This window comes from Polymorphospora sp. A560 (assembly GCF_045781765.1).
GTDB lineage: Bacteria > Actinomycetota > Actinomycetes > Mycobacteriales > Micromonosporaceae > Polymorphospora > Polymorphospora lycopeni.
The window spans coordinates 4782998-4791418 of record NZ_CP122282.1; the positions used below are offsets into that span (position 1 = coordinate 4782998).

The 8421-nt window shown below is 68.6% G+C and carries 8 protein-coding genes and 1 pseudogene; 3 read left to right on the forward strand and 6 right to left on the reverse strand.

Features of this window, described 5'->3' with window-relative positions; all coding sequences use genetic code 11:
* Positions 1–156: 156 nt before the first annotated feature.
* From QCD66_RS21300 to QCD66_RS21310, 3 genes are all read right to left on the reverse strand, one after another.
* On the reverse strand, positions 157–858 hold the full coding sequence (locus tag QCD66_RS21300; RefSeq protein WP_375737004.1) for a GH12 family glycosyl hydrolase domain-containing protein: 702 nt from the start codon (positions 856–858) through the stop codon (positions 157–159).
* A 67-nt stretch (positions 859–925) separates the two neighbouring features.
* The gene (locus QCD66_RS21305) at positions 926–1543 is read right to left on the reverse strand and encodes a GNAT family N-acetyltransferase (protein WP_375737005.1); all 618 of its coding nucleotides are present in this window, start codon (positions 1541–1543) and stop codon (positions 926–928) included.
* Between the two features lie 8 nt (positions 1544–1551).
* Positions 1552–2112: a DUF664 domain-containing protein gene (locus QCD66_RS21310; protein ID WP_375737006.1), complete on the reverse strand. Its 561-nt coding sequence runs from the start codon at positions 2110–2112 to the stop codon at positions 1552–1554.
* A 55-nt stretch (positions 2113–2167) separates the two neighbouring features.
* Here QCD66_RS21310 and QCD66_RS21315 point away from each other — a divergent pair, with 55 nt between their 5' ends.
* Entirely contained in the window at positions 2168–3133 is a 966-nt protein-coding gene (locus QCD66_RS21315) for a helix-turn-helix transcriptional regulator (RefSeq protein ID WP_375737007.1), read from the forward strand.
* Positions 3134–3202: 69 nt separating this feature from the next.
* Here the strand turns inward: QCD66_RS21315 and QCD66_RS21320 are convergent, their stop codons facing one another.
* A complete protein-coding gene (locus QCD66_RS21320) occupies positions 3203–3727 on the reverse strand; it encodes a hypothetical protein (RefSeq protein WP_375737008.1) in 525 nt (174 codons plus the stop codon).
* Positions 3727–4134 (reverse strand): hypothetical protein, encoded by a 408-nt coding sequence (locus QCD66_RS21325; protein ID WP_407566752.1) that lies wholly within the window; start codon positions 4132–4134, stop codon positions 3727–3729. Before QCD66_RS21325 ends, QCD66_RS21320 begins: the two co-directional genes overlap by 1 nt.
* Before the next feature lie 105 nt (positions 4135–4239).
* Between QCD66_RS21325 and QCD66_RS21330 the strand changes: the two genes are divergently transcribed.
* Positions 4240–5940, forward strand: coding sequence for an IS1634 family transposase (locus QCD66_RS21330; protein WP_407566753.1), 1701 nt, complete (start codon positions 4240–4242; stop codon positions 5938–5940).
* Positions 5941–6218: 278 nt separating this feature from the next.
* Positions 6219–7751, forward strand: a complete 1533-nt coding sequence (locus QCD66_RS21335) for an ISL3 family transposase (protein ID WP_407566754.1) — start codon at positions 6219–6221, stop codon at positions 7749–7751.
* Between the two features lie 89 nt (positions 7752–7840).
* Here QCD66_RS21335 and QCD66_RS21340 read toward each other — a convergent pair.
* Positions 7841–7993 (reverse strand): annotated as a pseudogene (locus tag QCD66_RS21340) (IS256 family transposase); the annotation flags it as partial.
* Positions 7994–8421 lie beyond the last annotated feature (428 nt).

Below are 8421 nucleotides of genomic sequence, written 5' to 3' on the forward strand. Positions count from 1 at the left end.
CGGCGCGACGCCCCTCGAGTTACAGACGGGTTACCGGGTCACGCATAACAAAATCTTCAAGAAATTCTCGGGGCCGTTCGGCGGGGTTCCGGCGGGCCGTGGACAGGCGACGGTGCCGGCGGGCCGCGACGGCCCCGCCGGCACCGGATCGTCCGGTCAGCCGGTGACCGAGAACGCGTTGGTCACGAAGTCCCGGCCCCCGGCCGCCGAGGTTATCTCGTAGCCGAGTTGGACGTCGCCGATGGTCACGTCGCCGAACCAGCCCCGGGTCCGGATCCACTGCGCGACCGCGGTGACGTCGACCGTGCCGGCACTGGTGTTGGCGGTCCGGACGAACGAGTAGACCTGGTTGTGGCCGTTGGAGCCGCGGTAGATGTCCCAGGTGTGCCCGCCGACGGTGGCGGTGGTCTCGAAGGCGCCGAGCGGTCCCACCGGGCCGTACCTGTTCATCCACAGCATGATCTCGTGGGCGTGGTCGGCGGTCCAGATGTCGTACGCGGTGGTGAAGGCGACCCCGCTGGTCGGTACGGTGACGTCGAAGCTGCTGGTGACCGGCCCCAGCTCGCTGACCTTCCGTCCGATGTGGCGGGTGGCGTTCGGGTAGGACTTGATGCCGCCGGTGTTCGGGTGGTCGGCGCGCACCCACCAGTTGGCGGGCGAGTTCGCCGAGATGGTCTGGGTGCCGTGGCCCGATCCCCAGATGTTGTTGTAGAGCGTGTAGCCGCCGCTACTCCAGGTGCCCCAGCGGTCGCTGGACGACCAGACGGCGGCCTGCGCGGGGGTGCCGGTCGGCACGGTCGTCGCGGCGGTCAGCAGCAGCGCGGCGACGCCGGCCGTGACGAGGCGGATGAGACGCATGGACGTACCTCCTCTGCGGTCAGTGTCTCCATCCGCTACCCTATTTAGTTGGGGTTCAAAACTAAATTTAGCGAGGAAAGTCGATGCGCATCACGACCCGCCGTACGGTCGGGTAGCTGACCTGGGCGAACCCGGCATCCTCGAAGACCTGCCGGGCACCCACGTGCAACTCCCCCCAGGTGATCTCCCGCCCCGGCTCGGTGATCATCGGGTACGCCTCCAGGGCCCGGGCACCACGGTCCCGGGCGAAGCCGACCGTCGCCCGGGCCAGGAGATAGGTGAGCCCACGCCCCCGCCACCCCTTGCGGACCACGAAGCAGGTCACCGCCCAGACGTCGGGGTCGTCGCGGTCCTCCGCCCGGCCGCTCCACGGGATACGGGACGTACGCAGCTTCGGGTACGCCGTACGGGGCTCGACGGCGACCCAGCCGACCGGCTCGCCGTCGACGTAGCCGACCAGGCCACTGGTGGTCGTCGCGGCCGGGTCGCCGCAGCCGGTCTGCGCCCGCAGCATCGCGGTCCGCTGCTCCAGCGTCGAGTCCCGCCAGATCCAGCCGGCGACCTTGAACCGCTGGCACTGGCACCGGCCGGCATCCGCGGTGCCGAAGATCGCGACGAGGTCGTCCCACAACGCCTCGTTGGCGGGTACGACGGTCAGCCGGTCGGCCGGTACGGGATCCTGCACAGCCGCCATCATGACTGCGGTGGGTCCTCCCCCACCAGGCCGTCGACGGCTTCACGCAGCAGGTCCGCGTGGCCGACGTGGCGGGCGTACTCGTCGTGCAGGTCGACCAGGAGTCGCCGCAGGTTCGGCGACTCGCCGGAGGCGGTGACGAACCTCGTCGACCGGTCGGGTCCGCCGTCGGCCAGCGCCTTGGCGAGCGCGGCATCCGTCCGCTGCGCGGCACCCTGCCAGAGCGCGTACAACTCCTCGGACGGGTCGTCGGCCGCCGACCGCCACACCCAGTCGGGATCGGCGTCCCAGTCGACCGCGTTCCATGGCGCCCCCATCGGCTCCCCGGTCAGATCCCGGGCGGTGTAGTAGTCCTCGACGAGGGCGAGGTGCTTGATCAGACCGGCCAGGGTCAGCGCGCTCGGCGGGTGCCGGCGGTTCAGTCCGGCCGCGTCCAGACCACCGACCTTCCAGGCGAACTGCGCCCGGGACCGCTCCAGCGCGAACAGGAGCATCTCGGCCTCGCCGGCGGTCATCGACGGCTCGTGGATCCTGGTGTTCAGGACGATCTTCTCGGTCATACCCGGCATGCTAGGGTCGGTTCCGGACGTTCTGCTTCCGGATTGCCGAGGTGTCGTGAAATCCGACGCGAGTCCCACCGCCCGCGCACTGCTCGCCCTCGAACTGCTCCAGAGCAGCCCGGGCATCACCGCGGACCGGCTCGCCGACAAGCTCGGTGTCTCCGAACGGGCCGCCCGGCGCTACGTCGGAATCCTGCGCGAGGCCGGCATCCCGGTCGAGTCCGTGCGCGGCCCGTACGGCGGCTACCGGGTGGGCCGTGGCCTGCGGCTCCCGCCCCTGATGTTCAGCGCCGCCGAAGCGGTCGGCCTGGTCATGGCCGTACTCGACGGGCACCACCACGCCAGCGATCCCGACAATCCGGCCGGCAGCGCCCTCGGCAAGATCGTGCGGGCCCTTCCGGAACCGGTGGCCGCCCAGGTCGAGACCGTCCGTCGCACCGCCGCCCCCGCCCCCGACCGGGCCGCCGCCCGACCCGACCCCGGCGCCACGACCGCGCTGGTGCAGGCCTGCTCGAACCGCCGTCGGGTCCGCCTCGACTACCGGTCGCAGGCCGGCTCGGAATGGGTCGTCGAGGTCGACCCGTGGGCGGTCGTCGTACGCCACGGCCGCTGGTACCTGCTGTGCCGCACCCACCCCGCACACGCCGTACGGACGTACCGGATCGACCGGGTCCGGGCGGTCGAACCGCTCGACGACACCTTCACCCCGCCCGCCGACCTCGACCCGGTCGCCCTTCTCGAGGAGAACCTCGCCGCCGGCTGGGAGTACGAGGTCGAGGTCGTCGTCGACGCACCTGTCGACGACGTGGCACGGTGGCTCCCCCGTTCCATCGGGCTACTCGAGCCGGTCGACGCCGGGACCACCCGCCTGGTCGCCAGCACCAGCAACCCCACCTGGTACGCCGGACAGCTCGCGTCGATCCCGGTGCCGTACCGGATCCTGAACGGCCCCGAACTCCGGCAGGCGTCGCGGACCCTCGGGCAGCGGCTGCTGGCGGCGGCCGGAGAGCCACCGCCCTGACCGCGCCGGAGGGTCGCCACGGTCCGACCGAGGACGGCCGCCGACTCCGAAGGGCGGATTCCTATCGGATCATGGTGCGGGTCGCACCATGATCCGATGGGTCCATTCCAGGTGCCGCGTGACCAGATAGGTGGCTACGGTGCCGATCGTGGGTGGCACCTCGTCGTATTCCACGAACGAACCACCGCCGGCGAACCGGACGGCATACTCCCGGTCTCCCGGGAAGACGTCAGTCACGGTGCCCGTGACCATCGAACCAATCGGGTAGCGCTCCGTCATCGCAGCCCACTCCTCACCAGACCAGTTCGATGCGCGATAGTGCCGCGCGCGCATCCCGGCATCCAGTGGGAAGAGACGGACCTGCCCCGGCCGATGCGAGAGGACCTCGAAGAAGCCCTCCCGGCCGACCGGAGGCCACCCGCGCGGATCCTCGGGCAGGTGCAGGACATCGACGAATCCCTCGGGATGGGCGCCCAGGTCCACGAAGAGCCCGGTGCGACCCGGCCCGAAGGGAACGGCAGCGACCCGGCCACGAACGCGGTCACCACACGGAAATCGACGCCGCGCCGTGGCCAACTCGTCAAGCTTGGACATCACTGCGGAGCCCTCGTCGTTCGGCCGAGTGGTGCCCAGTAGTCCCGTGCCGGGTCGTGCGCGGTCAGCCAGCGTTCCATCGCCTCGACCGACGACCGGTGCGACTCCGAGGCGACCTCGTACCACCTGTGCAGCAGCAGCTCGTGGATCCGGACGGCCCGGACGGCGAAGTCGAGCAGCCACGCGTCCACGGCCCGCACGGCGGCGACCTCCTCGGCCCGCGCGCGCAGCAGTGCGGTGCAGTCGATGTCCGTGGCGATCTGGTACCCGTCGCCGACCGCCACGACGGCGAACTCGATGGTCCGGTCCCCCGGGTCGACGTCGAGCGTCTGGGCGAACCCGAGAATCCCGAGTTCCGCAGTTCGTAGGAACACAAGCATGATCGGGTCGGGGTCGATGCTGGTCACGGGCTCGCAGATGCCTCGGACTGGGCCGGCGGATCCGAAAGTGTAGTAACACGACCTGAGATTCACATCTTGTTCTGCCAGTGGTGATGTGGTTTCTTCGTAGTCATGTATCTGCGGTTCACCTCGCGGACCAACGCCGACGGCAGCGTGGTGCGCTACGTCGCGTTGGCACACAACCGGCGCGTGGACGGCAAGATCAAGCCTGATGTGCTTATGAATCTGGGCCGCGTCGACCGGGTCGACGTCGAAGGGCTGCGCCGGCTCGCCGCGTCGATCGACAAGCACTTCGGCGAAGACGGCGCGGGTGCGGAAGCGGGCCTGGCGGCCGGAGCGGGACCTCTCGACGTCGTCGACGCACGGTCGATCGGGTCGACATGGCTGCTCGACGGGTTGTGGCGGCGCCTCGACGTCGGCGCGGCGGTGCGGGCGGCTGCGGACGCGCGTAGGTTCACCACGAACATGGAACGGGTGCTGTTCGCGCTGGTCGCCAACCGAGCTGTGGCGCCGATGAGCAAGCTGTCGGCCGCCGAGTGGGCCGGGCAGGACACGGTCATCCCGGGCCTGACCGGTATGGACGACGACCACGCGTACCGGGCGATGGACCTGCTCATCGACGCCGATACCTGCGGCCGGGTGCAGGAGGCGGTGTTCTTCGCCGTGGCCAACCTGTTCAACCTTGAAGTCGACCTGTTGTTCTTCGACACCACCAGCACCTACTTCGAACGCGACACCGAAGACGACGGCGACGATGCGTTTCGCCGGTTCGGGCACTCCAAGGACCACCGCTCGGATCTGCCGCAGATCGTCATCGGCCTGGCCGTGACCAAGGAAGGCATCCCGGTGCGGTGCTGGTGCTGGCCCGGCAACAGCAATGACCAGGCCGTGCTGGCCGAGGTTCGCGACGACATGCGCGACTGGAAGCTCGGACGCGTGATCACCGTGGTCGACCGCGGGTTCTCCAGCGCGGACAACCTGGCCTACCTGCGCCGCGCCGGCGGGCACTACATCGCCGGGATGCGCATGCGTGACGGCAACCCCCTCGTCGAGCGGGTCCTGGCCCGCCAGGGCCGCTACCAGCAGGTCAAGGACAACCTGCGCGTCAAGGAAGTACGCATCGACGGATCCGACGTGCGGTTCGTCATCTGCCACAACCCCGACCAGGCGATGCGTGACAAGCAGCACCGCGACGACGCGATCGCCCGCGTCGAAGCCGAACTCGAACGCATCCGTGACCAGCGCGAACGCGACGCCAGACGACCCGTCGCAGACAAGGCCCGTAAGAAGAACGAGGCGGCGCACGCCCGCGCCGAGTGCGCCCTGCGCGACCACCCGACCCTGGGCCGGTGGCTCGTCCAGCAGCCCAACGGACGACTGAAGGTCAACAAGGCCAAGGTCAAGGCCGAGGAACGCCTCGATGGCAAGTACCTCATCGCCACCTCCGACCCGCACATCAGCGCCGAGGACGTCGCGCTGGGCTACAAGAACCTCCTCGAGGCCGAGCGCGGGTTCCGCGACCTGAAGTCGCAACTGCTGCTGCGGCCGGTGTTCCACCGCCTCGAGCACCGCATCCGCGCCCACGTCCTCATCTGCTGGCTGGCCCTGCTGCTGATCCGCGTCGCCGAACGCGCCACCGGCCAGACCTGGCGAAACATCAACCGGCAACTCGGACGAATCAGCCAGGTCACCCTCGCCGGGCCCGCCGGCACCGTCGTGCAGACCACCCCGCTGAGACCCGAACACAAGGCCATCTACCAGGCACTTTCCGTCCAGCCGCCGGCCCGGGTCACCGCCTTCGACCCCCAGTAGCCAAGATCAGATCCTGGCAAGAGGGCGTAGACACACGCCTCTTGTTCGACGCACGTCAATCTTCGCTGCTCCACATCCAGATTCCGATGATCGTTGAACTACAAACTGCGGAACCCGGGAGAATCTCGTCCCCCCTCGGCACCGGCAATCCGTCGCCGGCCGCGTCACTCGGAACGACGTAGTGGACCCAGAACGTCATGTTAGGGAGTGTCAAGTTAACGGCCCTGTCTCACATTCGGTGGTGACGGAGAGTTGTGGGGGTTGTTGACACTCGCGTGATGGATGTCGACGTGCTTGTGCGGACGGTGTTTTCGGGTCTGTCTCCGCTGGTCATAGAGGATGTGGCCGACGAGGGCGAGCGGATCGTGGTGCGGGCACGGACTCCACAAGGGACCGCGGTCTGTCCGGTGTGCGGGGCGTCGTCGGGGCGGGTGCACGGATTTCACCTGCGGACGGTGGCCGACGTGCCGGTCGACGGACGGCGGGTGGTGGTCCGTGTGCGGGTTCGGCGCCTGGTGTGCCCCACGCGGGGCTGCCGGCAGACGTTCCGCGAGCAGATGCCCGGAGTGCTGGAGCGTTACCAGCGGCGCACGATCCGCCTGTCCAGGCACGTCGCGGCGGTGGTCAAGGAGTTGGCGGGCCGGGCGGGGGCACGTCTGCTGGCGGTACTCGCGGTCGGCCTGTCCCGCCACACGGCCCTGCGCGCCCTGCTGCGTATCCCGTTGCCCGCCGGGCGGACGTCCCGGGTGATCGGCGTCGACGACTTCGCTCTGCGCCGGCGGCACCGCTACGCCACCGTGGTGATCGACGCCGAGACACATGAACGGATCGACGTGCTGCCCGACCGCACCGCCGACACCCTCGAAGCCTGGCTACGCGGGCATCCGGGCGTCGAGGTCGTGTGCCGTGACGGCTCCGCTACCTACGCTGAGGCCATCCGTCGCGCCCTGCCCGACGCGGTGCAGGTCGCGGACAGGTGGCACCTGTGGCACAACCTGTGCGAAGCCGCACTGAACGAGGTGAAGGCACACAGCACCTGCTGGGCCGCCGTACTGGACGCACCCATCTACGACGGACCCCGCGCTCGAACCACCCTGGAACGCTGGCACCAGGTCCACCGCCTCCTCGACCAGGGCGTGGGCCTGCTCGAATGCGCCCGCCGCCTGCAACTGGCCCTGAACACCGTCAAACGCTACGCGCGAGCCGACCGGCCCGAACGGATGCTCCGCGTTCCCAAATACCGCGCCAGCCTCGTCGACCCCTACCGCGAACACCTACGCAAACGCCGGACCGAGGACCCCGCCGTCCCCATCGCGCACCTGTTCGAACAGATCAAGGTCCTCGGCTACACCGGCTGCCTGAACCTCCTGCACAAGTACATCAACCAAGGCAGGGCGGACGCCGACCGCAGCCACATCTCCCCACGCCGGCTCGCCCGGATGATCCTCACCCGACCCGACAACCTCAAACCCGAACATCGAAGTCTCCTGGCACGGCTCACCGCCGCCTGCCCCGAGATGACCAAACTGGCCGCCGTTGTCGCAGGCTTCGCCGAACTCCTGACGCCTCACGCAGGAAACGACGACCGGCTCTCGCACTGGATCAACGGCGTCCGTGCGGTCGAACTGCCTCATCTGCATGCCTTCACCCGAGGCCTCGAGCGGGACCGCGACGCGGTGAACGCCGCGCTCACGCTTCCGTACAGCAACGGCCCCACCGAAGGCGTCAACACCAAGACCAAACGGATCGCACGCCAAATGCACGGACGAGCAGGCTTCACCCTGCTCCGCCACCGCATCCTCCTCGGATAGCAGCACGCTCCGTCACCACCGAATGTGAGACAGGGCCGAGGAAACGGCTGATCTTGATTGTTGAGGTGGTCAGTGGTGGGCCGGGTGAGCCGGCCCTCGAAGGCGATCTGGAAGGCGTTCAACGGCGCTTTCCACCGCATGGCCCACCTGCGGCGGCCGGCGCCGGTGGGGTCGAGGCTCATTAACGCCATGTACACGCACTTGAGCGCGGCCTGCTCGGTCGGGAAGTGGCCACGGGCCCTACCAGCAGGTCCTGCACATCCTCGGCACCCCGCCCACCGGCATGCAGGCAAAGGCCATCTGCCTCGCACTCGGCATCGAGCCTTCGCCGAAACACGTGAAAGCACCCGCGCGAAGCTGAAACGCATGGTCAACCGCCAAGCCCTGACCGAAGACGAACCCGGAGTATTCACACTCGCCCAGAAAACGGACCTAATCCTCCGAATCATCCTCTCAGGGACCCTCGCCAGACACCACGAAGGATCTGTGACGGAGGTCTGGCCACGCACCCCTCTCCGGTGCACATCGAGGCGCGATCACTACTTTCCGTCACGAGTTCGACTGAAAGCCGTCCGTCACAACTGCCCCTCAATCGCGAGCCAAGCCTGGACTTCCCGACGAATTTCTGGATTCGTCAAGCGATCGGCAATCCATGGCAGTGCGGACAAAA